Source organism: Pseudomonas sp. FP2309 (assembly GCF_030687575.1).
Taxonomy (GTDB): Bacteria; Pseudomonadota; Gammaproteobacteria; order Pseudomonadales; family Pseudomonadaceae; genus Aquipseudomonas.
In genome coordinates this window covers 299,492-324,955 of record NZ_CP117439.1, presented here as the reverse complement: position 1 = coordinate 324,955, position 25,464 = coordinate 299,492, and the positions used below count along the sequence as shown (strand labels likewise).

Here is a 25,464-nt window from a genome sequence, read left to right as displayed (position 1 = left end):
CAACAAGAGTGATCGATAAATATGACAGGCAATAACCGATAACAATCGATTATCTACAAGTGTTCATCGAGCACCTTCGACAGCATGTCGACAAAGAAATCCACGCTGCGTTTAGACGTAACCATCGGCGGCTTAATCTTAAGGATGTTCAGATAATCGCCGGTGGGCTGCATGAAAATGCCCAGTTCACGCAGGCGATCGCACAACAATGTGGTTTCCTCGGTGGCCGGCTCCAGCGTTTGGCGGTTGCGCACCAGTTCCAGCCCCAGGTAGAACCCGGAGCCGTGCACTGCGCCGACCAAGGGGTGACGGTCGATGAGTGCTTCCAACCGCGCCTTGAAATGTCCGCCTACCACTTGGGCGTTTTCCCACAGTTTTTCTTCTTCCATCACATCCAGCACCGCCATGCCGATCCGGCAACTGACCGGGCTGCCCCCCGATGACGAGAAGAAATACCCTTCGGCTTCCAGCGCTTCGGCGATTTCACGGCGGGTAATCACCGCACCCAACGGCTGGCCGTTGCCCATGCCCTTGGCCATGGTAATGATGTCGGGCACGACGCCCTGCTCCTCAAATCCCCAGAAAAAGTGCCCCATGCGGCCGTAGCCCACTTGCACCTCGTCGGCGATACACACACCGCCCGCGGCGCGGACCAGCCCGTATACCTGCTGCAAATAACCCGGCGGCAGCGAGATGCCGCCCGCATTGCCATACACCGGCTCGCAGATGAAACCCGCCAATTGGCGTTTACTCGCGGCGATTTTCGCCAGGTTGTGTTCCACGCTGCGCACGTAGTCCGGCGCGCTGTCGTGCCCGCGAAATTCACCGCGATAGGTATTCGGCGCGGTCACCGGGTGCACCCAGTCCGGGCGGCTGCTCAGCGCCTGGGGGTTGTCGGCAATCGAGGTGGAGACCGCATCCGCCGCCACCGACCAGCCGTGGTAGGCCTCCAGCACACTGAGCATGTCGCGCCCGCCGCTGTAGGCCCAGGCCAGGCGAATGGCCAGGTCGTTGGCCTCGGTGCCGCTGTTGACCAGGAACACGCGGTCCATGCCCTCTGGCGCCAGCGCGAGCAAACGCTCGGAAAATTCGGCGATCGCCGCATAGTGAAACCGCGAGTTTGTGTTAAGCAGCGACCACTGGCGCGCCGCTACCGCCGCCATGCGCGGGTGGCCGTGGCCCAGCACTGCGACGTTGTTGAGCATGTCCAGATAGGAACGGCCCTGCATGTCGATCAAGTGATTGCGCCAGCCGCGCTCGATGCGCGGCGGGTCGACGTAATAGTGTTTCTGCGAACGCGCAAAACTGGCATCGCGGCGGGCCAACAGGGCATGCGGATCAAGTTCGGGTTCAGCATCACAGGCCAGGCCAAGCAAGTCCGCCGGCGACGGACACAGGGCCTGCCAGGCCGCCGCGCGGGACGGCGTGCAAAACAGCGGCGGTTCCAGGTCGGCGCGGCACAATTGCACCCTCAGCGGTGCGTGAACCTCACCCACGATTTGCCCTTTTACCAGCAACGCACCGGGCTTGAGCAGCGTTTTCACGCCCCACACACGCACGCTCAGCTCGACGCCCTGCACGCTCAGCAGGCCGTCGGCGTCCTGGCGCAACGTACCGGCAAACGGCGCTTCGACCGCCGTGCCATGGGGCAGATGCAGTTCGACATGAAGTGCAAACGTCTCCGGCTCAGTCGGGCTGTCCGGGCGCGTGCGCGATAAACGGTATTGCCCGTAACGGCTGGCCGCCAAGCCATGTACCGCTGCCGCCTCATCCAATAACCGGTGATCGATGCCCGGCGACTCCCAATTGCCCGCTTCAAAATGCGGGCTAAGCACACCCAAGTCGATCAGCGCGAACTCACGCCCCACCAGCCCAGGCAGCAACGGGGCGAAGTCCTGGCTGGCAATCGGTCCCAGCGCCTGCCCAACGCTGCTTAAAATGGCCGCTTCCATCAGCTCAAATGGCACCGACGTCGCCACGTGGAAAATTTCCCATTCGTGAGCCGCGTTTTTCAGCAGGTAGCCGTTGTCCGGATCCAGGCGCTGCTGCTGTTCGCTGCTCAGCACCAGCACGGCGGCACGCGCCACAATCAGCGGCCACAGCGCCTGCAATTCTTCGCGCTGCAACGAGGTAATCGCGTGGCAGGCCTGGATGGCCGGCAAGATGGCAAAGGGGTCACCCTCGGCATGGTGCAACAAGGCCGCGCAGGTCACCGACAGGTCAGCAATCCGCCAGGTGTGCACCAGATCGCCAAAATCGATCACACCCTGTACGTGCCAATGGCGCTGGGCATCGCGCTGCCACACCACGTTGTCGTCGGTGATATCCATGTGCACGGCTTGCCGCGGCAGGCGGTCGGCCAGCGGACGCACGCGCGCTTGCACCTGCTCGGCCGCGCGTTCCAGCGCGGCGCGGTGGGGCAGGTTTTCCAATGTGCTCAGCAGGTGCACGATCAGCGCCTGGGCATGGCGTGGGTCCCATTGCAGCGTGCGCTCCAGGCCAGGGTGTTCGAAATCGGCCAAGGCCTGGCTCATACGGCCGCAGAGGTCGCCAAACCCTGCAATCACGTCGCGCCCCAAGTGAGGCAGATGGGTCAACGGCTCGCCGTCGACATAGTCCAACAGCCGCAGGTGCAAGGCCTGGCCGTCAACGCTCACCGTCAACAACTCCTCGCCGCTCAGGGCCTGGATGACGTTGGGCACGCGCACGGCCTGCGAGCTGTTCAAGCTGTTAAGCGCCGCGTGCTGGGCCTGCAACTCCAACGCGGCGTATTCACCCCGGCAGATTTTCAGCACAAACCGGCCGTGTGGGCTGTCGACTTTGTAATTGAGGTCTTGCTGGCTACCCAGTGATTGCAGCGTGCCGGCGAGACCGTAATGCTGCGCCAGCCATTGAGCCGCCTGCTCGGCGCCTACTTTCGGGCAGGGTAGACTGGCGCGGTGGATCAATGTGGCGAATGGCATGGGAGTAGCCTCGATTTTTTAGGTGTGTATATCGCCATTGTTTGCGAGGGTTAAGCAACCCCCACCTACTCCGCTCTTGCGCCGCCCGGTTTCACAACTCAAGCTATGCTCCATTCGCTTGATGTCCGTCTAAAGAAAAGGCCCTCCGACATGCGCATTCTCATCACCGGTGGCGCCGGTTTTATCGGTTCTGCGTTGATCCGTCACCTGATTCAACACACCGAACACGAAGTGCTCAACCTCGACAAACTCACTTACGCCGGCAACCTGGAGTCGCTGACAGGCATCGCGTCCAACAGCCGCTATGAGTTCGTCCAGGCCGATATCGTCGACCAGGCCAGCGTCAGCGCGGTGCTGACGCGCTTCGAGCCCCACGCGATCATGCACCTGGCCGCCGAGTCCCACGTCGACCGTTCGATTGATGGTCCGTCGGACTTTATCCAGACCAATATCGTTGGTACTTATAGCTTGCTTGAGGCCACGCGCGCCTATTGGCATCAGTTGGCAGAGCCGGCCAAGAGCGCGTTTCGCTTTCATCACATCTCCACCGACGAGGTGTATGGTGACCTCCACGACGTAGACGATCTGTTCACAGAAACCACGCCCTACGCCCCCAGTTCGCCCTATTCCGCAAGTAAGGCAGCCTCTGACCACTTGGTGCGCGCATGGCAACGCACCTACGGCCTACCGGTGCTGCTGACAAATTGCTCGAACAACTACGGACCATTCCACTTCCCCGAAAAGCTGATACCGCTGGTAATCCTCAACGCCCTCGCGGGCAAGCCCCTACCCGTCTACGGTGATGGCTTGCAGGTTCGGGACTGGCTGTTCGTAGAGGACCACGCACGTGCGTTGTTGAAAGTTGTAACCGAAGGCGTTGTGGGCGAAACCTACAACATCGGCGGCCACAACGAGCAAAAGAACATTGACGTGGTACGGGGCATCTGCGGGCTGCTGGAAGAGTTGGCACCGCAACGTCCGGCGGGAGTCGAAAAATTCATCGACCTGATAACCTTCGTCAAGGACCGCCCGGGTCACGATCAGCGTTATGCGATTGATGCCAGCAAGATCGAACGCGAATTAGGTTGGGCTCCCAAAGAGACCTTCGAGACCGGCCTGCGCAAAACTGTGCAGTGGTACCTCAATAATCTGGAATGGTGCCGAAGGGTTCAGGACGGCAGTTATCAGGGTGAACGTTTGGGCAACACTGACTTGAAGGATTTGATTGCATGATGAAGGGAATCGTATTGGCAGGCGGCTCTGGCACCCGCCTGCACCCCATTACCCTGGGTGTGTCCAAGCAATTGCTGCCCGTGTATGACAAGCCGATGATCTACTATCCGATCTCGGTGCTGATGCTGGCAGGAATCAGGGACATCTTGGTGATCTCCACCCCGGTGGACTTGCCGCAATATCGAAACTTGCTGGGAGATGGCAGCCAGTTTGGCGTACGTTTCAGCTATGCCGAACAGCCATCTCCGGATGGATTGGCGCAGGCGTTTATCATCGGTGAAGAGTTTATCGGTGATGATCCTGTGTGTTTGATCCTGGGTGACAACATCTTCCATGGCCAGCATTTCGGCGACCAACTGCGTGCCGCGGCAAAACGGGCTTCGGGCGCCACGGTATTCGGCTACTGGGTCAAAGATCCCCAGCGTTTTGGTGTAATCGACTTCGATAGCGAGGGGCGTGCTCTGTCTATCGAAGAAAAGCCGTTAAAACCAAAATCGCCTTACGCAGTAACCGGCCTTTACTTCTACGACAACGACGTGATCCAGATCGCCAAAGAGGTCAAACCCTCACACCGCGGCGAGCTGGAAATTACCGACATCAACAACGCTTATCTAAAGCGTGGCGATCTGCAAGTGGAGCGATTTGGTCGAGGCTTCGCTTGGCTCGACACAGGTACCCACGACAGTCTTTTGGAAGCCTCCCTCTACGTGCAGACCATTGAGCATCGCCAAGGCCTGAAAGTGGCATGTCTGGAAGAAATTGCTTATCAGAACCGTTGGATTGACCGCGAGTACTTACTTGAACGAGCAAAATATTTTGGCAAGACCGGTTATGGTCAATACTTGCTCACCCTAGCAAGGGATAATCCATATGAATGTATCCGCCACTGAGTTGCTCGGTGTATTGATCATCGAGCCGAAGGTATTTGGCGATGAACGCGGCTTTTTCTACGAGAGTTTCAATGCCAGAGATTTTGCACAAATCGCTGGGCTGCAGCAGCCATTCGTACAAGACAACCACTCACGCTCCCAAAAAGGTGTGCTGCGTGGCCTGCACTACCAAATCGAACACCCACAAGGCAAGCTGGTTCGAGTAACAGCCGGTGAAGTGTTGGATGTGGCGGTGGATATCCGTCAGGGTTCATCCGGTTTCGGTAAATGGGCAAGCGTGCGCTTATCTGCTGGCAATAGCCGTCAACTGTGGATTCCGCCTGGCTTTGCCCATGGTTTTCTAGTGCTCAGCGACTATGCAGAGGTTCTCTATAAAACCACGGATTACTACACCCCCTCCGCAGAACGGTGCATTCGATGGGACGATTCAGAGCTCAATATCGATTGGCAGCTGGACGGCCCACCGATCTTGTCTGCCAAAGACCAGGTCGGTAAATGCCTGAAGGACGCGGACCTGTTCCCTTGATTAGGCTTTTAAGAATCCTCATCACCGGCCAACACGGCCAAGTCTCCCGCGCGCTGCAGCAGCAGCTTCATGGCCTTGGCGAATTGATCATCCTGGGCCGCGACCAACTGGACCTGGCCAACCCCGAGCACATCCGCAAGCAAATACGCACCCACCACCCGGACCTGATCATCAACGCCGCCGCCCACACGGCGGTCGATCTCGCCGAAAGCGAACCGGACGTCGCCTTCGCCATCAACGCCATCGCCCCCGGCGTGCTGGCTGAAGAGGCCAAGGCGCTGGGTATCCCGCTGATCCACTACTCCACCGACTACGTATTCGACGGCAGCAAGCCTGCGCCCTACACCGAAGCTGACATGCCCGACCCGCTGGGCGTCTACGGCAGGAGCAAGCTGGCCGGCGAGCGTGCGATTGCAGCGGTGGGCGGCGCGTACCTGATCCTGCGCACCAGTTGGGTGTATTCCAATCACGGCAAGAATTTCCTGCTGACCCTGGAGCGCCTGCTGCAGGAAAAGCCGCACCTGCGCATCGTAGCCGACCAGATCGGCGCGCCGACCTGGGCCGGGACCATTGCCCGCAGCACCCACACGTTGATCGAACGCTGGCAAGCCGGCAAGCCGGGGGAATGGGGCGTCTATCACCTGACCGCCCGAGGTGAAACCTCGTGGTTTGGTTTCGCCCAGGCGATTGCCGAGCATTTGCGCGCCGATGGCAAGGCTTGCGCTGAACTGGAAGCGATCCCCTCCAGTGCCTACCCCACACCGGCCAGGCGCCCATTGAACTCGCGCCTCAATTGCAGTCGCCTGCAACAGCAATGGCAGGTCAGCCAACCGCCGTGGCAGGACGCATTGCGCGAGTGTCTTGCCGAGCGGCACTAGGCATAATGCGTCTGTTCCCACAGGCGCACGACTCCCATGACTCCATCCCTCCCGCGAAGACCCCGCTGGCGCAGCCTCGCCCTCTTGGCGTTGTGCCTGGCACCGCTGCTGTGGCCGCTGGAGCATTTGGCCGAGCGCTACTACCGCAGCGAGCTGGCAGGGCAGAACCGCCAGACCCTCGATCTGTACGTGGCCAACCTGCTGGGCACGCTGCACCGCTATGAAGTGCTGCCGCAGATCCTCGGTGACTTGCCTGCCCTGCGCACTGCGCTGGATGCGCCCCACGTCAGCACCAACCTGACTAACGCCAACCAGTTGCTCAAGGACGTTGCCGCCCAGGCCGGGGTCGAGGTGATGTACCTGATGGACACCACCGGCAAAACCCTCGCCGCCTCGAACTGGGATAAACAGGACAGCTTTGTCGGACGCAATTTCTCGTTCCGTCCGTATTTCAGCGAAGCCATGGCCGGGCACCTGGGACGCTTTTTCGGCCTGGGCACCACGTCGGCCAAACGCGGTTACTTCTTTGCTGCCGCCGTGCGCGACGGCGATGAAATCATCGGCGTGCTGGTGGTCAAGGTCGACCTGGACCACACCGAAAGCCTGTGGGGCAACACCCCCGAACAACTGCTGGTGACCGACCACAACGGCGTGGTGATCCTCACGTCGCGCCCGCAATGGAGGTTCCGCGCCACCCGGCCGCTGACCGCCGAAGAACGCCAGGCGATCATCGCGATCCAGCCCTACCCGACCCGCGACCCGCAACCGCTGAGCCTCAGCAGTAGCGCCTGGCTGCGCCAATCGACCGCCATCGCCGAGACCGGCTGGAACGTCGAAATCCTCGCCCCGCGCTCGCTGATCAGCCGTCCGGTGCGCACGGTGGTCGCCGTGGGTGGCGCCACGCTGTTGGTGTTGATGCTGTTGCTGGGCCTGATGATGCAACGTCGCCGCCATTACCTGGACCGCATTGCCTTCGAAGCCAAGGCGCGCCGCGAACTGGAAGCCCGTGTGGTGGAACGGACCAGCGACCTGGAGGGCCTCAACCGACGCCTGAAACAGGAAGTGCTGGAACGTGAGCACGCCCAGCAGGAGCTGGTGCGCGCCCAGGACGATTTGGTACAGGCCGGAAAACTGTCGGCGCTGGGCACCATGTCGGCCAGTATCAGCCACGAACTCAACCAGCCCCTCGCGGCGATTCGTAGCTATGCGGAAAACGCCGAGATCCTGCTCGACCATGAACGCACCGCTGATGCGCGGGGCAATCTCAAGCTCATCAGTGAGCTGACCGGGCGCATGGCGTCGATCATCGCCCACCTGCGCGCCTTCGCCCGCCGCGACCGGCATGCGCCGGAAAGCGTGGCGCTGCAACCGGCCCTGGACGATGCCCTGGCGTTGCTGGCCAAGCGCCGGCGGTCGATGGAAGTGGAGCTGATCCGCGACCTGCCGGAAGCCACCCTGTGGGTACAGGCCGGCGAAACCCGTCTGCGCCAGGTGCTGGGCAACCTGCTGGCCAACGCCCTCGATGCGCTGACCGAAAAAGGCCCACCGCGCAAACTCTGGCTGAGTGCCGAAACCACCGCACACGGCGTCAACCTGTACATTCGCGACAACGGTCCGGGGTTTTGCATGGAAGCACTGGGCCGCGCCAGCGAGCCTTTCTACACCACCAAGACCCGAACCCAGGGCCTGGGGCTGGGCCTGGCGATCTGCGACACCCTGATGCGCGCCTTTGGTGGCGAACTGCTGTTTGCCAACCACAAGGAAGGCGGCGCGCTGTTAACCTTGAAATTGCGTGCCGGCTCGCCGGGCGTCAGTCTGCAACCGTCCGAGGACCGCAGTGTATGAGTATCGATAACCAGATTCAGGTGGTGTTGATCGACGACGATCCACACCTGCGTCAGGCGCTGTGCCAGACCCTGGACCTGGCCGGGCTGAAAGTGCTGCCCCTGGGCGAAGCCACCGGCCTCACCGCGCGTCTGTCGCGGGACTGGCCCGGCGTGGTCGTCAGTGATATCCGCATGCCCGGCATGGACGGCCTGGAGCTGCTGGCCGAACTCCACGGCCAGGACCCGGACCTGCCGGTGCTGCTGATCACCGGCCACGGCGACGTGCCGCTGGCAGTGCAAGCCATGCGCGCCGGCGCCTATGACTTCCTCGAAAAGCCCTTTGCCAGCGATTCGCTGCTCGACAGCGTGCGCCGCGCCCTGGCCTTGCGCCGTCTGGTGCTGGACAACCGCAGCCTGCGCCTGGCCCTCAGCGACCGCCAGCAACTGAGTACGCGCCTGGTGGGGCACTCGCCGCAAATGCTGCGCCTGCGCGAGCAGATCGGCGCCCTGGCGGCGACCAAGGCCGACGTGCTGATCCTTGGCGAAACCGGGGCCGGCAAAGAGGTGGTCGCCCGTGCCCTGCACGACCTGTCGAGCCGCCGCAGTGGCCCGTTTGTGGCGATCAACGCGGGTGCCTTGGCCGAATCGGTGGTGGAGAGCGAACTGTTCGGCCACGAACCCGGAGCGTTTACCGGCGCGCAGAAACGGCGCATCGGCAAGTTCGAGTTCGCCAACGGCGGCACGCTGTTCCTCGATGAAATCGAAAGCATGAGCCTGGACGTGCAGGTCAAGTTGCTACGGCTGTTGCAGGAGCGCGTGGTGGAGCGCCTGGGCGGTAATCAGTTGATCCCGCTGGACATCCGCATCATCGCCGCCACCAAGGAAGACCTGCGCCAGTCCGCCGATCAGGGCCGTTTTCGCGCCGACTTGTATTACCGCCTCAATGTTGCACCGCTGCGCATTCCGCCGCTGCGCGAGCGTGGCGAAGATGCGTTGATGCTGTTCCAGCACTTCGCCGACGAAGCCAGCAGCCGCCACGGCTTGCCGCTGCACGAGCTGCAGCCGGGCCAGCGCGCCTTGTTGTTGCGTTATAGCTGGCCGGGCAACGTGCGTGAACTGCAGAACGCCGCCGAGCGCTTTGCTCTGGGCCTGGAACTGGCACTGGACAGCACGCCGGACAACCCAACCAGCAGCGTGCTCACCTCCACACCGGGCGGCTTGAGTGAACAAGTCGAGCAATTCGAAAAAAGCCTGATCGCCGCCGAACTGACCCGCCCCCACAGTTCCATGCGCAGTCTTGCCGAAGCTCTGGGCGTGCCGCGTAAGACCTTGCACGACAAACTGCGCAAGCACGGCCTGAACTTCGCCAATCAAAGCGCTGACGACGAATGACCCCGCCCACCCACCCAGAGGCCCCCATGAGCCGCGACAGCCGTTACCTGGAATCCATCCTCCACCATGACATCCCGCTGACCCGTGACATGGGCCTCAAGGTGCTCGACTGGCAGAACGGGCAGTTGCGCCTGCACCTGCCGCTGGACGCCAACATCAACCACAAGAGCACCATGTTCGGCGGCAGTCTCTACTGTGGTGCGGTACTGGCGGGCTGGGGCTGGCTGCACCTGCAATTGCGCGAAGAAGGGATCGAGGACGGGCATATCGTGATTCAGGAGGGGCAGATCAGTTATCCGCTGCCGGTCACACAGGATGCAACCGCCATTTGCGCGGCGCCGGAGGAGAAGGTGTGGAAGCGTTTTCTGGCGACGTACAGGCGCTACGGGCGGGCGCGATTGGCGCTGGAGACGTGGATTGTGAATGAGGGCCGCGATGAGCGGGCAGTGACATTTACCGGCCAGTATGTGCTGCACCGCTGAAAACCCAGGCACATGGCCAGGTGTGAGAGCCGACTGGCCGGCTCCCACATTGAATCGCTAGAGAGGTCAGGACCGGGCCAGGGTCAACAGGCGTTCACGCCACGGCGCTTTAGCCGGCAACGCCAGGAAGAACGGGTTCAACAACGACGCCCGCGCCGGGTAACTGAACGGCTCACCGCTCAATTCCAGCACCTCTCCCCCCGCACCTTCCAGCACACCCTGGGCCGCAGCCGTATCCCATTGCGAGGTCGGAGCCAGGCGCGGGTAGCAATCGGCGCTGCCTTCGGCCAACAGGCAGAATTTCAGCGAACTGCCGATGTTCGCCAGCTTCAATTCGCCCAACCCTGCGCTCAAACCGCTCAACAGGCTTTCCTGCTCGGGGCTGCTGTGCCGACGGCTGGCAACCACGGTAAACGCCTCACCCGCCGCCGGCGCCTCACGCACCTGGATCTGCCTGGGCGCTTCGTTTACATCGGAGCGCCACGCGCCCAGACCTGCGCCGCCGAAATAGCAACGACCGCTGGTAGGCATCGACACCACGCCGAACACCACGCGCCCTTGTTCGATCAGGGCAATATTGACGGTGAACTCTTCACTGCCGGCAATAAATTCCTTGGTGCCATCCAGCGGGTCGACCAACCACCAACGCGTCCAACCGGCGCGCACGCTCTGGTCGATATCGGCGTCTTCTTCGGACAGTACCGGGATGCTCGGGTCAAGCGCGGTCAAGCCGGCCAGGATCAGATGGTGAGCGGCCAGGTCGGCTGCCGTCACTGGCGAATCGTCCGCCTTGGAGGTCACGGCCACATCGGCGCGCCAATACGGCAGGATAACGTCGCCTGCCTGGCGAGCCAGCTCGATCACGGGGGCGATAAACGGGTGGCCTAAAAACAGTTCACTCATGCGCTGAACGCTCCACGCTGGATCAACAGGTCTCGTACCAGGTACAACGCCGCCAGGGCACGGCCCTCACTGAATTGTTCGTTTTGTGCCAACTGCGACAGCTCACGCAGGTTGACCTTCTCCACGCGCATCGGCTCGGGCTCATCGCCCTCCAGCCGTTCTTCGTAGAGGTCGGTGGCCAGCACCACCTGGATTTTCTGGCTCATATAACCGGGGGACAGCGACAGCTCGGTGATGTGCTCCAACTGCCGCGCGCCATAACCGGCCTCTTCCTTGAGTTCGCGATCTGCCGCCGCGAGCACGTCTTCGCCAGGCTCGATCAGGCCCTTGGGCAGGGACAACTCATATTCATCGGTGCCGCCGCAATACTCTTCCACCAGCAGCGCGTGGTCTTCGTCCACCATCGCCACAATCATCACCGCGCCGTAACCGGCACCGCGCCCCACGAGGCGTTCGTAGGTCCGTTCAACGCCATTGGAAAAGCGCAATTGCACTTCCTCCACGCGGAACAAACGGCTACTGGCGACTATTTCGCGGGCGAGGACGGTGGGTTTCTGGCGCATAAGCGGCTCCTTGGCGTGATCGGGTTACTATACCGTGGCTTTTCCGATTGTCTGTGTCGGATATCTTTACTTACATGAGAACACCCCATGCCCTCTTTGCCCTGGCACGCCATCGATACTGTCCTGCTGGACATGGACGGCACCCTGCTCGACCTGCACTACGACAACCATTTCTGGATGGAACACCTGCCCCAGCGTTACGCCGAGTTGCACGGTGTGAGCCGGGCCATGGCCGAGATGGAGTTGCTGCCACTGTTCGAGCGTAACGCCGGCCAGTTGCAATGGTATTGCCTGGACTTCTGGAGTGCGGAACTGAAGATCCCGGTGCGTGAACTCAAGCTGGAAACCGCGCACTTGATCGCCTTGCGCCCGGACGCCGATACCTTCCTTGCGGCGATCAAACAGGCCGGTAAACGCGTTATTCTGATCACCAACGCCCACCGTGATTCACTGTCTTTGAAGATGGAACGCATCGAACTGGCACCGTACTTCGAACGTATGATCAGTTCCCACGACTACGGTTTCGCCAAGGAAAACCCGCAATTCTGGGATGCCTTGCAAGCCGACACGGGCTTTGAACCGTCGCGCAGCCTGTTTATCGACGACACCTTGCCGATTTTGCGCAGTGCGCGGGATTTTGGTGTGGCGCATCTGCTGGCCGTGAAAGAGCCGGACAGCAAGAAGGGGGCGAAGGAAACGGCGGAGTTTGCGGCGGTCGACAATTACCGAGATTTAATGACCGGACTCTGAACGCCATGCGGGAGCGAGCTTGCCCGCTCCCGCATTTTTTCGTTTTACTCAGGAATGCGCAGCGTCTGCCCTGGGTAGATTTTGTCCGGGTGCGACAACAGCGGCTTGTTGGCCTCGAAGATTTTGTTGTACTGGTTGGCGTTGCCATACACCGCAAGGGAAATTGCGCTCAGGGTGTCGCCCTTTTTCACCACGACGAAACGGGCAGCGACAACGGCCGGGCCGGTTACGGTGATCCGGTCATCCACGCTGGCCACCCCGGCAATATTGCCCAGCGCCAGCAGAATCTTCTCTTTCTCTTCCTGGGTGGCGACTTCACCGGTCACGGTCACCGTGTCGCCATCTACAGTGGTCTGCACATTCGGACTCCCCAGACCCACCTTGGCGACGTGTTCCTTCAACTGCTCACCCGCATTCGCATTACCCGGCGTCAACAGATCGATCAACTTCTCGCCGGCTTCCTTCACAAAGCTAAAAAGACTCATGGTGCACTCTCCTTGGTAGTTGAATTCCAGATGCCCAAGACTAGACCAGTCTCAAGGAGTCTGGTTCCGGACCGGCAAAAGACCCAAACGCGCTAGAATCCCCACGCCATTGGAATAAGCCCTGGAGCGAAGATGGACATCAAACAGCTGAAATTCCTGATCGCCCTCGACGAAACCCGCCACTTCGGCCAGGCCGCGGCGCGCTGCCATATCACCCAGCCCACGCTGTCGATGCGCCTGCGCAGCCTTGAAGAAGAGTTGGACCTGCCGCTGGTCAATCGCGGCCAGCGTTTCGAGGGTTTCACGGCCCCCGGCGAGCGCGTGCTGGCCTGGGCACGCACGGTGCTGGCGGCCTATGACGGTTTACAGGCCGAGGCGGCCGCGTGTCGCGGCAACCTGGTGGGCACCTTGCGCCTGGGCGTGGTGCCGCTGTCGAGCTTCGATCCCTTGGCGCTGATGCAACAGTTGCACAAAGAACACCCAAGCCTGCGCTTCGAGCTGTCGGCCCTCAGCTCCGAGCAGATTCTTGAGCAGTTGGCGAGTAATCGCCTGGATCTGGGCGTGTCTTACCTGGAGCGTCTGGACAACGAACGCTTCGACTCGCTGGCCTTGGGTGAAACCCGTATGGGCCTGCTCTACGATCAACGTTTTTTCAGCTTTGGCGACACGCCATTGAGCTGGGAAGCCTTGATAGAACTGCCCCTGGGCATGCTCACCAGCGGCATGCACTTTCGCCAGTCCATCGACCACAACTTCCACAGCCGTGGGCTCACCCCGCAACCGTTGCTGCAAACCGATGCCGTCCATCAGTTGTTACAAGCCGTGCACGGCGGTTTATGTTGCGCGGTGATGCCGCTTGACGGTGGCCTGGACGCGCTCACCGAGCACCTGCGCCTGCAACCGATCGAAGACGCCCACACCCTGGCGCGCCTGGGCTTGATCATGCGGCGCAGTGCGCCGCGTTCGGCGCTGGCCGAGGCGTGTTTTGCGCTGTATCAGAAATCGCAAACAGAGTCTTGATCGACGTCATCTATCGGCAGATCAGTACTGGCAATTAGACGCGACGCTTTGTCGCGCCTAGTCTAAACACTGATCAATCCGTCGGTGACTGCCCCATGAACGCCAAGCGCCCAGTCTGCGCGGCGCCCGCTCTCGAAACGCCCGCGCCCGCCGCCAGCCAGAGCTATCAGTATTGCAATCTCGAACACACGGACGTCGCCAGCACTGCGTTGGCGGAAGAGGTGGCGTTGGCGATTGCCTACAACGACATCAGCCAGGCAGTCATGTTGGTGACGCCGACGGACCTGGAAGACTTCATCGTTGGTTTCAGCATCGGCAGCGGCATCATCACCGACGTCAGCGACATTTATGATCTGAAACTCAGCGGATCTGGCTCGACCCAGTACGCTCAGGTGCAGATTTCCAGCCGCGCCTTCTGGAACCTCAAGCAGCAACGCCGCCAACTGGCCGGTACCAGCGGCTGCGGCCTGTGCGGCGTGGAGGCGGTGGAACAGGCCCTGCCCGACCTGCAAGTGCTGCCCGGCGCGCCATTGCCGCCTGCGGCGTGGCTCGACGGCCTGCGCCAGCGCATCAGCGCGTTCCAGCCCCTGGGCCAGCACAGCGGTGCGGTGCATGCGGCGGTATTTATGAACAGCCAAGGCGAATTACTGCTGGGTCGCGAAGACATCGGCCGGCATAACGCACTGGATAAATTGATCGGTGCGCTGATCCGCCAAAAGATCCCCACCGACGGTGGCTTGGCAATTGTCACCAGCCGCTGCAGCCTTGAATTGATCCAGAAAGTCCTGCGCGCGGGCATCCAGACCCTGGTCAGCCTGTCGTCGCCCACCGGCCTGGCCCTGCAATGGGCCCGCCGACATAACCTCAATCTCATCCACCTGCCGCACCGAAGTGCGCCGCGGGTCTACAGCCCTGCGATGGAGAACCAGCCGTGAGCAATCATCATCAAGCCGACCAAACCCCAACCCCGCGTTACAAGCCTTACAAAGGGGCGGCCGGCGGCTGGGGCGCGCTGATCAGCGTCGCACAGGCATGGCTGACCAGTGACAACGCGCTGAAAAACCTGCGCATGATGCTCAAGACCAACCAGAACGGCGGCTTCGACTGCCCCGGCTGCGCCTGGGGTGATTCGCCGGAAAGCGGCATGGTCAAGTTCTGCGAGAACGGCGCCAAAGCCGTGAACTGGGAAGCGACCAAGCGCCGCGTGGACGCTGCATTCTTCGCCAAGCACAGCGTCACCGCGTTGCTGGAACAGAGCGATTACTGGCTCGAATACCAGGGCCGCCTGACCGAGCCGATGCGCTACGACGCCGAGACCGACCGCTACACCCCGGTCAGTTGGGACGCGGCCTTCGAGTTGATCGGCAAGCACCTCAATGCACTGCCAAGCCCGGACATGGCCGAGTTCTATACGTCCGGCCGCGCCAGCAACGAAGCGGCCTACCTGTACCAACTGTTCGTGCGCGCCTACGGCACCAACAACTTCCCGGATTGTTCGAACATGTGCCACGAGGCCAGCGGCGTGGCCCTGGCGCAAAGCGTGGGCGTCGGTAAAGGCACCGTGACCTTTGACGATTTCGAACACGCCGATGCGATTTTCGTCTGGGGCCAGAACCCCGGCACCAACCACCCGCGCATGCTCGAACCGCTGCGCGAAGCGGTCAAACGTGGCGCCCAGGTGGTGTGTATCAACCCGCTGAAAGAGCGCGGCCTGGAACGCTTCCAGCACCCGCAACACCCGCTGGAAATGCTCACCAACGGCGACAAGCCGACCAACACGGCGTACTTCCGTCCGGCCCTGGGCGGCGACATGGCCATCCTGCGCGGCATGGCCAAGTTCCTGCTGTTGTGGGAGCGCCAGGCCCAGGCCGAAGGCAAGGAAGCGGTGTTCGACCACGACTTCCTCAATGAACACACAGCAAACGTGCTCGATTACCTGGCCAAAATCGACGACACCTCCTGGGATGAAATCGTCGCGCAGTCCGGCCTGCCCCTGGTGGAGATCGAGCAAGCCGCGCGCATGTACGCCAAAGGCAAGAACGTGATCATGTGCTGGGCGATGGGCATCACCCAGCATCGCCACTCGGTGCCGACCATCCAGGAAATCGCCAACCTGATGCTGCTGCGCGGCAACATCGGCCGTCCGGGCGCGGGCCTGTGCCCGGTGCGCGGCCACAGCAACGTGCAAGGCGACCGCACCATGGGCATCAATGAACGCCCACCCGTGGCGTTCCTGGACGCTCTGGAGCGGCGCTTCCAGTTCCAGGTGCCGCGGACCAACGGCCACAACGTGGTCGAAGCGATCCACGCCATGCTCGAAGGTCGCTCCAAAGTGTTTATCGGCCTGGGCGGCAACTTTGCTCAAGCCACCCCGGACAGCCCGCGCACTTTCGAAGCGCTGCGCAATTGCGACCTGACCGTGCAGATCAGCACCAAGCTCAACCGCAGCCACCTGATGCACGGTAAAGACGCGCTGATTTTGCCGTGCCTGGGCCGTACCGACATCGACATCCAGGCCGAGGGCCCGCAAGCGGTCACGGTGGAAGATTCATTCAGCATGGTTCACGGCTCCAACGGCCAACTGCAACCGCTGTCACCGCTGATGAAATCCGAGCCGGCCATCCTCGCCGGCATTGCCGCCGCCACCCTGGGCAGCAAACCGGTGGACTGGAACTGGCTGGTCGCCGACTACGGGCGCATTCGCGACCTGATCGCCGACACCATCCCAGGCTTCAAGGACTTCAACGAGCGCATCAAACACCCAGGCGGTTTTTATCTGGGCAACTCGGCCGGCGCGCGTCGCTGGAACACCCCATCGGGCCGCGCCAACTTCCGCCCGAACGTCCTGCCTGCCGACCTGATCCACGAACGCACCCACGCCACCGGTCGCGTGCCGGACCTGATCATGCAGTCGATGCGCTCCCACGATCAGTACAACACCACCATTTATGGCCTGGACGATCGCTATCGCGGGGTCAAGGGCCAGCGTGACGTGTTGTTCGTCAATGAGGCGGACATCATTCGCCTGGGCTTCAAGCCGGGGCAGAAAGCCGACATCGTTTCGCTGTGGGAAGATGGCCGTGAGCGCCGCGTGAAGGGCTTCACATTGCTGGCGTTTGATATTCCAGCGGGGCAGGCAGCGGCTTATTACCCGGAGGTGAATCCGCTGGTGCCGCTGGAAAGCACGGGCGATGGCAGCCATACGCCAACGTCGAAATTTGTCGCGATTCGCCTGGAAGCGGCGAGCGAGAGCGGCTTGATCATGGCGCGCTCGGCCTGATCGATCAGTTCGGACACAAAAAAGGCCGCTTTTGCATAAAAGCGGCCGTTCCGAAGTAGCTAATGACTCGCAAAAAACACTTAAGTTCCGTAGTTAAAACAGTAACTTAGAGAATTGTGTACAACTCGTGTTACTGGTCGGATTTCTATTGTCACAATGTCAATACAGCCTCAGGATCGCGCCGTCATCCCCTTGAGGTTTCCCTGAATGAAGTTCTCCTCGATTCTCTTGTTGTCCCTTGGCCTGGTCAGTGGCGCAGCCATGGCCGGCGGCACCACCGAAGCCGGTGTAGGCGGCGCATTGGGCGGGGTTCTAGGTTCCGTTGTCGGCCAGCAGCTGGGCGGCAATACCGGTTCGACGATCGGTGCGGCCCTGGGTGGCGCAGGTGGCAGTGCGGTCGGCGCCGACAAGCGCAGCCGCGGCGAAGCAGCCATAGGCGGCGCACTCGGCGCAGCCGGCGGCAACGTCGTGGGCCGCAGTGTCGGCGGCAGCACCGGTGCACTGATCGGCTCGGCCGCCGGTGGTGGCGCCGGTGGCGCGCTGGGCAACTACATGGGCAACAAGAGCGATGACGATGACCGTCGTGATCGTGGCCGTGATTACCGCCGTTATGACCGCGATGATCATCCAGGCCGCGGCCATGCCTATGGCCACCGCAAGAACAAACATCACTACCGTCACCGGTAAGCTTTAAAAACACGGCACATCAATGTGGGAGGGGCATACCCCTCCCACATTTGGTTTATGCCGCGTGTGTCGGATCGAGTCAGACCACCAACCGCTGCAACACCTCGCGCAACAACCCCGGAATCGTCACCGGCTGGTTCGTCTGCCGATCCACAAACACATGCACAAAGCGCCCCGCCGCGCAGGCCTCTTCTTCGCCTGCCTTGAATACCGCCAACTCGTATTGCACTGAGCTATTGCCCAACTTGCCTACCCGAAGGCCGATATCAATGCGCTCAGGGAACGCGACCGACGCAAAGTAATCGCACGCCGAACTCACCACAAAACCCACGACCTCACCGCCATGAATATCCAGCCCACCCTGCTCGATCAGGTAGGTATTCACTGCCGTGTCGAAAAAACTGTAATAGGTAACGTTATTCACGTGACCGTATACGTCATTGTCGTGCCAGCGCGTGATGATCGGCTGGAAGTGAGCGTAGTCGGCGCGTTGTGGCACTGAATCAGGCATGGGCACATCTCGCGGAAAATGGGTTTACAGGGTGTTCAAGTGAGCCTCGGCCCACTCACGCACTTCGGCGTATGGATAGTCCTCCAGCGCTGCAAAACCGGGAATGCCCCGCGCCTTCAACTTCGTAAACAACGGTACGCTGATGCCCCCCAGAAAGCGCGTCAGGCGTTCCGCACTCGGCAGTTGGCCGGTGTGTTGATGATGCCTGTGGATAAAATCACCGCACAGTCCCATAAAGTTTTTATCCACAAGCGGCGGCAAGGCCGGCGGCGCTGGCAGATGCGCGACGTTGCCATGGCACACCGAACAATGACCGCAGCGCTGCGGCGCGTTCTCATCACCAAAATACTGCGCCAACCTGTGCCCCAGGCAATGCTCGGTGGCGAACAGCTCAAGCATGGCGTGAATCCGCGCCACTTCCGTCACTTCATGCTGCTTGAAGCCTGTGTATAACTCGGCGCTCAACACCTGTGGATCGAACGCGATGTCCAGCAGGCTGTAGACCTCGGTCATTTGCTTGCTTTCCAGCTCGATCAGACCTCGCTCCTGGAAATAATCCAGCGCCTTCACGACCCGACCGCGCTCGGCATTGTGCTGTTGATACAGCGCGTCGAAGTCCACCGTCGCCCAGGTTTTCGCCCGCTTGCACACCTGAATGATCGCTGCGACGAACTGCTGCCGCTCCCCGGAGAACCGTGCCAGCAAAGCGTCGGGTTCGATCAGGTACTTGAAACGGTATTCGGCATAAAACGCATAGCGCGGCGCGATCACCCCTTTGAGTTCCAACTGCACCAGCAGCGTCTTGAGCGGCAGTTCACGGATATTGCTGTGGTCCGACAACGACCTCAGTAAAAACTCCCACTGTCCATCGCTGCGCGCCGCCTGCAGATCCTCCAGCACACGGCGAATACCGTCCTGCTCGGGCGTGTCGCCGTACACGAAGTTTTCCAGCACGTTGAGGCTGTCGCGGTTGGCCAACACCAGGCAGTCCGAGGGCTGACCATCACGCCCTGCACGGCCGATTTCCTGGCTGTAGTTCTCGATGGATTTGGGCAGATCGAAGTGCACCACATTGCGAATGTCACTCTTGTCGATGCCCATACCGAACGCGATAGTGGCGACAATGCAATTGGAGCGCCCGCCCATAAATCTCTGTTGGATGCCCTCGCGCTTATCGTGGGGCAAACCGGCGTGATAAGCCTCGGCCTGGATACCGTTGCGGTTCAGGTGCTCGGCGATCTGCTCGGCGGTTTTTTGCAGGGTGACGTAGACGATACTCGGCTGATCGGCTCGCTCGTTCATCCACTGCACCAGGCGACGACGCTTATCCGCACCGCTCACCGGTTCGACCAGCAAGTTGAGGTTGGGCCGGTAAAAGCCGGTGGTTACCACATCGTCCGCTGCAATGGCGAACTTCGCCTGCATATCCGCAATCACCTTGGGCGTGGCTGTAGCCGTCAGCAGCAAGGCTTGTGGGATCTTGAACTGGCGCTGGTAGTCCGGCAGCTTCAGGTAGTCCGGACGGAAGTTGTGGCCCCATTCGGAAATACAGTGCGCCTCATCGACCACCAGCAGGGAAATCTGCACGCTTTGCAGGAAGTTACGAAAGCGTTCATTTTTCAAACGCTCCACGGAAATCATCAGGATTTTCAACTCACCGGAGCGCGCCCGCGTCATGACGTCATTGGCCTCGTCACGGCTCTGGGCCGAATCGATGCTGCCCGCCGAAATACCATGGCGCTGCAAAAAACCAAGCTGGTCCTGCATCAGTGCCAGCAACGGCGATACCACCACGGTCAGGTGCGGAAGCAGCACGGCCGACAGCTGATAACACAGGGACTTGCCCGACCCGGTAGGGAAAATCGCGGCCGCCGAACGGCCGGCCAGCACTGCGCTGACGGTTTGCTCCTGACCCAAACGAAACTGTGGATAACCAAAGACCTGCTGGAGGGTGTCGTGCATAGGCTGTCACTCCATTGACCGCTGAAGGTGGCTTAAAAACGTAGTCCAGCCAGCTCAGCGGAGCGAGAAAGGTCGAAGGGAAAAAGAGACAGGATGATACACAGGGTGCAGCAATGGCCCTGGGCCCAATTCGACACGTTCGACTGCCGATGTAGGAAAACTACAAAACAAATGTGGGAGGGGCTGTCGCCGATGACGCGGTATCAGTCAGGTATCGCTGACTGGTCCACGGCCATCGGGGCAAACTCCCTCCCCCACGTTAGAACTGCCCTACAGCTGAATCAGCGGTTCTGGACCCGCTCAATCGCCGTGTCATACACCGGATTGGCCTTCTGTTCCTTGGCCAACTGGTAGTGACGCAACGCATCCGGGAACTGGCCCGCCGCTTCGTAGATCCGCGCAATGTTGTAGTAGGCACCTGCCCGCACGGTCGCTGCATTGGCGCCGGTGGCGAGGGCGATGGCCTTGCGGTTGGCCCAGATCGACTCGGCGGTGTTGCCGGCTTTCTGATAGGCCAGGCCGAGGTTGCCGTACGCTTTGCCGAAGCCGTTGTCCAAGTCGATCGCCTGACGGAACAGGTCAATGGCCTGGTCCAGGTTACCTGCCTTGTAGGCGGCTTCACCCTGCACGTTCAGACGCTTCGCATCGGTTTGTGCGGAAGTGCTGACGGCGACCGCGGTTACCGCGACGCTGTCATCCAGCAGCGGTTTAACTTCGTTGAGCACATTGGCCGCATTCACGGTAACGCCGCTGAAGGTGTTGATGTCCTGGAAGTCGCCGCTGCCGGTCATGCGGAACACTGTCCACAGGTTGCCGCTGCGGTTCTTCGGCACGTAGTACGTGCGCACCAGGGACTGGCCCATGTACACGAACACCTTGGCTTCGCTGCTGGACAGCTGGCGCGAGCCTGGATTGCCGCCGTTGCTATAGTCGTGCACAGCGTAAACGTAGCTTTCGCCGTAGTGTTTTTTCTGCAGGGTGATGGTTTCCGGGCCGTAGCTGTCAGTGTCATCCACGTCCAGTTCGGCGTCGGTGCCGGTCTTGTTCTCAAAGTAGATATTGTTGCCGGGGAAGATCATATGGGAGTCGAGATCGCTCGGCGTCTGGCCCCAGGTCAGCACCACGCGCAGGCCATCGAGGTTTTCCATGACCGGGCTGATCGCATACGTCATGCCTTTGCACGGACACTTCACCACCAGGTTGGAATAGCCAGACTTCTTGATGATCAGCAGGCTGCTGGCATCGTCCGCGGCTTCGCTGGTGAGGGTGACTTGGCCCTGGGCGTTGGTGCGCCCCACCACGTTCTGCGCGCCATTGCGCTGCAGTAGCACTTCGGCATCGGCAATTTTTTGGTCCTTGACCACCGCACTGAGCACTTCAATCGGCAGCTGGTCGGCTTGAACGGAAAAAGCCACCGCACACAATGACATCGCCGAAGCGACATGACGCAAACCCATGCTTAACTCCCTTTAAGTAGCGGGCTGAATCGCCCGACAAGATTTTGCGGTGAAACATACGCTGAATTCAGCTTGGCGGCAGACTTTTTATACAGAATGTGACGTGGTTTTTATCCCGCCTGCCCGCCGTAGCATTGCGCTACAATCAAGCCTTGCGACCCAGGAGTACGCTGCAATGAGCGAACTGACGTTTGAGCAAAAGCAGGACCATTACCACAAGATCCGCCGTTCCAACTACCTGGCCAGCCTGCGCCTGGAAGGGTTCGACACCCAACCGGCCGACGTCGACAAACCGCTGCCGACGCGCGAAGCCGTGCTTGCCAAGTACCGCAACAACCCACGCTGATGCTCGACAAATACGGGGTGGGCCAGGATCCGTACTGCTATCCCGGTAGCAGCGTCCTGCGCAACCGCCTCGATTTGCTCGACGAACACCGCCTGCACCAGGCAGAGCGGGAATTATCTGAAATCGCCGTAGGCAATCTGCCGCTCTTCCCGCCGCCTTACGATCTCGACCGTCTGCAGCACATACACCGTATGCTGTTCGGCGACATCTATGACTGGGCGGGTGAGTTGCGCAGCGTCAATATCCAGAAAGGCGACACACTGTTCTGCACCCCGGAACGCATCCCGCCGGAAGCGGCGAAGATCGTTCGGCATATGGAGCAAGCGAACTGGTTCGTCGGTGTGAGCCAGGCAGAACTGGTGACGCAGATTGCCGAGGCCTATGGCGACCTCAACGTCATCCACCCCTTCCGCGAAGGAAACGGCCGGGCGCAACGGATTTTGTTCGAACAGATCATCGTCAATGCAGGGTTTTCGGTGAACTGGTGGCTGGTCAAACATGCGGCGTGGATACCGGCGAATATCGATGCGGTGGCGTGTGATTATCGCGGGCTGGAAGCCATTTTCGAGCGCTGTATCAGCAGGCCGGTCAACTAAGAGGCTGGTTTGTCGGCGTTGCACCAGGCTGTACTTCTCCACCAGACACATCGCCATCGCCGGCAAGCCCCACTCCCTCCTTTTGACCCGCTTCACCAGCCAAAACGCTGCTAAACCGAAATGCCAGAAGCGACTGTAGGAAACAACCAAACACCGTGCAATCCCATTCCTAAACTGCAAAAAAACCCTGCTCGCCCCTCTATAGAACGCCCCTCTTTCTGACCGAAACTAGCACTCTCTCAACTTTTTCGGCAAAACCAAGTGAACGCCACTCTTTGCTGGCTGGAAGCAAAATCGTCGGCTTCAATGCTCAGGTTGGATGGAGGGCATGGATCCCCAGCGATCCCGCATCTCAATGCATGTGTACTCAGATGAATCATAGTCAGCTGTTTTACCTACAATTGGCGATATTTCTCGGTCTTTACCTTTCGCTGTACTACAAGATCACCGACTGCACGCTCAGAAAGCGCTTCGCCGTCACATTTCTTACAACAGGCCTTATATTGACGTCCCTACTACCCTATGTAGCGGTGATCCTCAGAATGCCCCTCCTACCTGTCTTCGTATGTTTGATAGGCTTGGCGCTCTTCATCACCCGAAACAAATACCGCCTCCAACGCAACCAGCCCCCTCATCCACTCCTGCGTGCCCCCACCATGAACCTCGCCCCCAACTTCCCCGAAGACCCCGCAATGCAACAGTTGCTGCAACTGCTGCACGACGAAATCGGCCTGCCGAAACACAAGACCATCCGCCTGCAAACCTCACTCAATTTCGATCTGGGCTGTGACGGCAGTGAGGCCAAGCAACTGATGGACGCGCTGGAGCAGGACTTTGGCGTCGACCTGGGCGACTACGATGCTTATCGTTATTTTCAGCCGCCGATGTTCGATGTGTTCCTCAAGCGACGTGCCAAGGGCCGTGGTGAAAAAGTGCCGCTGACCATCGGCATGCTTTACCTGGCGATCAAGACCCACAGCTGGGACACGCAGACGCTGGAAAACCTGAGCTGAATGAACGCCGATTTCAAACGCCTCGATGCCACCGGGGCGGGTAACCGGATCAATCACCCCAGTAAATCGCGACCAACCTTTGGCGCACAAAAAAGCCGCCCAACAAGAGGCGGCTTTTTCACAGCGCGCGAGTCTTACAACTTAGGGCCCGCAGCCTTGATCGCATCGCTCACTTCAAACTTCTTGAAGTTCTCAACGAACAGACCAGCCAGCGCCTTCGCCGCTTCGTCGTAAGCAGCCTTGTCAGCCCAGGTGTTACGTGGGTTCAACAGACCGGTTTCAACACCCGGTACGGCCAGTGGCACGTCGAGGTTGATGGTGTCGAGGTGTTCGGTTTCTGCACCGATCAACGCGCCGCTCTGAATCGCCGCGATCACGCCGCGAGTGGTCGGAATGTTGAAACGCTTGCCAACGCCGTAGCCACCGCCGGTCCAGCCGGTATTGACCAGGTAAACCTTGGAGCCGAAGCCGCGGATGCGCTTGATCAGCAGCTCTGCGTATTCGCCGGCAGGACGCGGGAAGAACGGCGCGCCGAAGCAGGTGGAAAAGGTCGACTTGATGCCGCTGCCCGAACCCATTTCGGTCGAGCCCACCAGAGCGGTGTAGCCGGACAGGAAGTGGTAGGCCGCTTGCTCTTCGCTGAGGATCGACACAGGCGGCAGTACGCCGGTCAGGTCGCAGGTCAGGAAGATCACCGCGTTTGGCTCGCCGCCCAGGTTCTTCTCGGAACGTTTGGCAACGTGCTCCAGCGGGTAGGCGGCACGGCTGTTCTGGGTCAGGCTCACATCGGCGTAGTCGGCGTGCTTGGCCTCGTCGATCACGACGTTTTCCAGTACCGCGCCGTGCTTGATGGCTTTCCAGATAACAGGCTCGTTCTTCTCGGACAGGTCGATGCACTTGGCATAGCAACCGCCTTCGATGTTGAACACCACGCCCTCGCCCCAGCCGTGTTCGTCGTCACCGATCAGGTAACGGCTTTCGTCGGCCGACAGGGTGGTTTTACCGGTGCCGGACAGGCCGAAGAACAGGGTCACGTCGCCTGCTTCGCCAATGTTGGCGGCGCAGTGCATCGGCAGTACGTCGGAGGCCGGCAGCAGGAAGTTCTGCACCGAGAACATGGCTTTTTTCATTTCACCGGCGTAACGCATGCCGGCGATCAGCACTTTTTTCTGTGCGAAGTTGAGGATCACGCAACCGTCGGAGTTGGTACCGTCACGCTCTGGCACGCACTCGAAGTTGGCCACGTTCAGCACCTGCCACTCATCACGGCCGGCCGGGTTGTACTGGGCCGGGTTGATGAACAGGCAACGACCGAACAGGTTCTGCCAGGCAGTCTGGGTGGTCATTTTCACGGCCAGGTAGTGGTCTTCGGAAGCCCCTACGTGAACGTGGGAAACGAAGTGCTCTTGCGCGTTATTGAAGGCCTCGACGCGAGCCCACAGGGCATCGAACTTGTCGGCCGGGAACTTGCGGTTGATCGGGCCCCAGGCGATAGCGTCCTGGGTGGAAGGCTCTTCAACGATGAAACGGTCTACCGGCGAACGACCGGTGCGGTGACCGGTTTCTACGACCAGCGCGCCGGTATCGGCAAGCACGCCTTCACCGCGCTGCAGGGCTTCTTTGACCAGATCGTCAACACTCAGATCGGTGTATACGGCGTTATTGGCTTGCGTCATGAGGTTCCCCGTCGGCCTATGGCCG

23 protein-coding genes are annotated in these 25,464 nt (G+C 60.6%); 15 read left to right on the top strand and 8 right to left on the bottom strand.

What is annotated here, in order from left to right:
- Positions 1-53: 53 nt before the first annotated feature.
- Positions 54-2,963 (bottom strand): aminotransferase, encoded by a 2,910-nt coding sequence (locus tag PSH59_RS01455; RefSeq protein ID WP_305394128.1) that lies wholly within the window; start codon positions 2,961-2,963, stop codon positions 54-56.
- A gap of 150 nt (positions 2,964-3,113) precedes the next feature.
- On the opposite strand from PSH59_RS01455, the gene rfbB reads away from it, so the two are divergent.
- Genes rfbB through PSH59_RS01420 form a run of 7 tightly spaced genes read left to right on the top strand, consistent with a single transcriptional unit; the run spans position 3,114 to position 10,190 of the window.
- Positions 3,114-4,196, top strand: a complete 1,083-nt coding sequence (gene rfbB / locus PSH59_RS01450; RefSeq protein WP_305394127.1) for a dTDP-glucose 4,6-dehydratase — start codon at positions 3,114-3,116, stop codon at positions 4,194-4,196.
- Positions 4,193-5,086, top strand: coding sequence for a glucose-1-phosphate thymidylyltransferase RfbA (gene rfbA, locus PSH59_RS01445; protein WP_305394126.1), 894 nt, complete (start codon positions 4,193-4,195; stop codon positions 5,084-5,086). The genes rfbB and rfbA overlap by 4 nt, the downstream gene beginning before the upstream one ends.
- The gene (rfbC, locus tag PSH59_RS01440) at positions 5,067-5,612 is read left to right on the top strand and encodes a dTDP-4-dehydrorhamnose 3,5-epimerase (protein ID WP_305394125.1); all 546 of its coding nucleotides are present in this window, start codon (positions 5,067-5,069) and stop codon (positions 5,610-5,612) included. The genes rfbA and rfbC overlap by 20 nt, the downstream gene beginning before the upstream one ends.
- Positions 5,609-6,490 (top strand): dTDP-4-dehydrorhamnose reductase, encoded by an 882-nt coding sequence (gene rfbD / locus PSH59_RS01435; RefSeq protein WP_305394124.1) that lies wholly within the window; start codon positions 5,609-5,611, stop codon positions 6,488-6,490. Before rfbC ends, rfbD begins: the two co-directional genes overlap by 4 nt.
- Before the next feature lie 36 nt (positions 6,491-6,526).
- Positions 6,527-8,335: an ATP-binding protein gene (locus PSH59_RS01430; RefSeq protein ID WP_305394123.1), complete on the top strand. Its 1,809-nt coding sequence runs from the start codon at positions 6,527-6,529 to the stop codon at positions 8,333-8,335.
- Positions 8,332-9,708, top strand: a complete 1,377-nt coding sequence (locus PSH59_RS01425; RefSeq protein WP_248083119.1) for a sigma-54 dependent transcriptional regulator — start codon at positions 8,332-8,334, stop codon at positions 9,706-9,708. The genes PSH59_RS01430 and PSH59_RS01425 overlap by 4 nt, the downstream gene beginning before the upstream one ends.
- Positions 9,709-9,734: 26 nt before the next feature.
- Complete coding sequence (locus tag PSH59_RS01420; protein WP_248083117.1) at positions 9,735-10,190, top strand: YiiD C-terminal domain-containing protein; 456 nt, start codon at positions 9,735-9,737, stop codon at positions 10,188-10,190.
- A gap of 66 nt (positions 10,191-10,256) precedes the next feature.
- Here the strand turns inward: PSH59_RS01420 and cysQ are convergent, their stop codons facing one another.
- The gene (cysQ, locus tag PSH59_RS01415; RefSeq protein ID WP_248083115.1) at positions 10,257-11,093 is read right to left on the bottom strand and encodes a 3'(2'),5'-bisphosphate nucleotidase CysQ; all 837 of its coding nucleotides are present in this window, start codon (positions 11,091-11,093) and stop codon (positions 10,257-10,259) included.
- Complete coding sequence (gene nudE, locus PSH59_RS01410; RefSeq protein ID WP_248083113.1) at positions 11,090-11,656, bottom strand: ADP compounds hydrolase NudE; 567 nt, start codon at positions 11,654-11,656, stop codon at positions 11,090-11,092. Before nudE ends, cysQ begins: the two co-directional genes overlap by 4 nt.
- 87 nt (positions 11,657-11,743) lie before the next feature.
- Between nudE and yrfG the strand changes: the two genes are divergently transcribed.
- The gene (gene yrfG / locus PSH59_RS01405; RefSeq protein WP_305394122.1) at positions 11,744-12,406 is read left to right on the top strand and encodes a GMP/IMP nucleotidase; all 663 of its coding nucleotides are present in this window, start codon (positions 11,744-11,746) and stop codon (positions 12,404-12,406) included.
- 44 nt (positions 12,407-12,450) lie between these two features.
- Here the strand turns inward: yrfG and lysM are convergent, their stop codons facing one another.
- Positions 12,451-12,891: a peptidoglycan-binding protein LysM gene (gene lysM, locus PSH59_RS01400; protein WP_248083103.1), complete on the bottom strand. Its 441-nt coding sequence runs from the start codon at positions 12,889-12,891 to the stop codon at positions 12,451-12,453.
- A gap of 132 nt (positions 12,892-13,023) precedes the next feature.
- Here lysM and PSH59_RS01395 point away from each other — a divergent pair, with 132 nt between their 5' ends.
- From PSH59_RS01395 to PSH59_RS01380, 4 genes are all read left to right on the top strand, one after another.
- Positions 13,024-13,911 (top strand): LysR family transcriptional regulator, encoded by an 888-nt coding sequence (locus tag PSH59_RS01395; RefSeq protein WP_248083102.1) that lies wholly within the window; start codon positions 13,024-13,026, stop codon positions 13,909-13,911.
- Between the two features lie 95 nt (positions 13,912-14,006).
- Entirely contained in the window at positions 14,007-14,846 is an 840-nt protein-coding gene (gene fdhD, locus PSH59_RS01390; RefSeq protein WP_248083100.1) for a formate dehydrogenase accessory sulfurtransferase FdhD, read from the top strand.
- Complete coding sequence (locus tag PSH59_RS01385; RefSeq protein ID WP_305394121.1) at positions 14,843-17,191, top strand: FdhF/YdeP family oxidoreductase; 2,349 nt, start codon at positions 14,843-14,845, stop codon at positions 17,189-17,191. Before fdhD ends, PSH59_RS01385 begins: the two co-directional genes overlap by 4 nt.
- A gap of 207 nt (positions 17,192-17,398) precedes the next feature.
- A complete protein-coding gene (locus PSH59_RS01380) occupies positions 17,399-17,878 on the top strand; it encodes a glycine zipper domain-containing protein (RefSeq protein ID WP_099584415.1) in 480 nt (159 codons plus the stop codon).
- 79 nt (positions 17,879-17,957) lie between these two features.
- Here the strand turns inward: PSH59_RS01380 and PSH59_RS01375 are convergent, their stop codons facing one another.
- The 3 genes from PSH59_RS01375 to PSH59_RS01365 form a co-directional block, all read right to left on the bottom strand.
- Positions 17,958-18,389: a thioesterase family protein gene (locus PSH59_RS01375; RefSeq protein ID WP_305394120.1), complete on the bottom strand. Its 432-nt coding sequence runs from the start codon at positions 18,387-18,389 to the stop codon at positions 17,958-17,960.
- A gap of 24 nt (positions 18,390-18,413) precedes the next feature.
- A complete protein-coding gene (locus PSH59_RS01370; RefSeq protein WP_305394119.1) occupies positions 18,414-20,351 on the bottom strand; it encodes an ATP-dependent DNA helicase RecQ in 1,938 nt (645 codons plus the stop codon).
- 281 nt (positions 20,352-20,632) lie between these two features.
- Positions 20,633-21,808, bottom strand: a complete 1,176-nt coding sequence (locus PSH59_RS01365; RefSeq protein ID WP_305394118.1) for a tetratricopeptide repeat protein — start codon at positions 21,806-21,808, stop codon at positions 20,633-20,635.
- A gap of 175 nt (positions 21,809-21,983) precedes the next feature.
- Here PSH59_RS01365 and PSH59_RS01360 point away from each other — a divergent pair, with 175 nt between their 5' ends.
- From PSH59_RS01360 to PSH59_RS01350, 3 genes are all read left to right on the top strand, one after another.
- A complete protein-coding gene (locus PSH59_RS01360; protein WP_139136830.1) occupies positions 21,984-22,154 on the top strand; it encodes a YhfG family protein in 171 nt (56 codons plus the stop codon).
- A complete protein-coding gene (locus PSH59_RS01355; protein WP_305394117.1) occupies positions 22,154-22,750 on the top strand; it encodes a putative adenosine monophosphate-protein transferase Fic in 597 nt (198 codons plus the stop codon). The genes PSH59_RS01360 and PSH59_RS01355 overlap by 1 nt, the downstream gene beginning before the upstream one ends.
- 656 nt (positions 22,751-23,406) lie before the next feature.
- Positions 23,407-23,763 carry a DUF1493 family protein gene (locus tag PSH59_RS01350; protein WP_248083085.1) on the top strand — a complete coding sequence of 119 codons (357 nt, stop codon included), beginning with the start codon at positions 23,407-23,409 and terminating at the stop codon, positions 23,761-23,763.
- Positions 23,764-23,897: 134 nt separating this feature from the next.
- Here the strand turns inward: PSH59_RS01350 and PSH59_RS01345 are convergent, their stop codons facing one another.
- Entirely contained in the window at positions 23,898-25,439 is a 1,542-nt protein-coding gene (locus PSH59_RS01345) for a phosphoenolpyruvate carboxykinase (protein ID WP_305394116.1), read from the bottom strand.
- Between the last annotated feature and the right edge of the window lie 25 nt (positions 25,440-25,464).